General features: G+C 53.8%; 1 pseudogene. It reads left to right on the top strand.

What is annotated here, in order from left to right:
* Positions 1–172 precede the first annotated feature (172 nt).
* Positions 173–513: pseudogene (locus tag ACNQQL_RS36065) on the top strand (hypothetical protein); the annotation flags it as partial.

Below are 513 nucleotides of genomic sequence, written 5' to 3' on the forward strand. Positions count from 1 at the left end.
CGTGAAGATAGTAACGGGGGCCAGCCCCACGTTTTCCCTCCTAGTCGGGAACGACGAGATTTGCCGAGTTTATGATCAAATATCCGCTGGAAACGAGACATTTCGCGTATTTTTGTTGCGTGTAAAAAGAGAAGATGGGCGGTAATTATAAATGGGGTTTCGCGTTCGCTCTATGAAACATTTTCTCGCTTTCCTTTTCCGTTCCCTGTTTTCTCGCCGTCAGAAATATGTGCGGCCCTCGCGGTTGTTGGTCGCGCTGTTTTCGAGGGCGGTACTTGCAACCGGCATGCTGATGTCTGGCAACGCTTGTGCTGTTGGCGTAGGGACGCCGGTGGGCAACGATGTAGTCATCGCCAGACCGAATGCGGCGCAGACAATCATCACCCAGTCGAGTGAGCGGGCGGTGATCAACTGGGACAATTTCAATATCGCCCCTGGGGAGCTGGTCAGATTCGACCAGCGGCAAGGGGCGAACTCTGCGACGCTCAATCAAGTGGCAAGTCCTGATCCGAC

Origin of the sequence: Burkholderia sp. LFS061 (genome assembly GCF_047978125.1) — a bacterium.
Taxonomy (GTDB): domain Bacteria; phylum Pseudomonadota; class Gammaproteobacteria; order Burkholderiales; family Burkholderiaceae; genus Burkholderia; species Burkholderia pyrrocinia_C.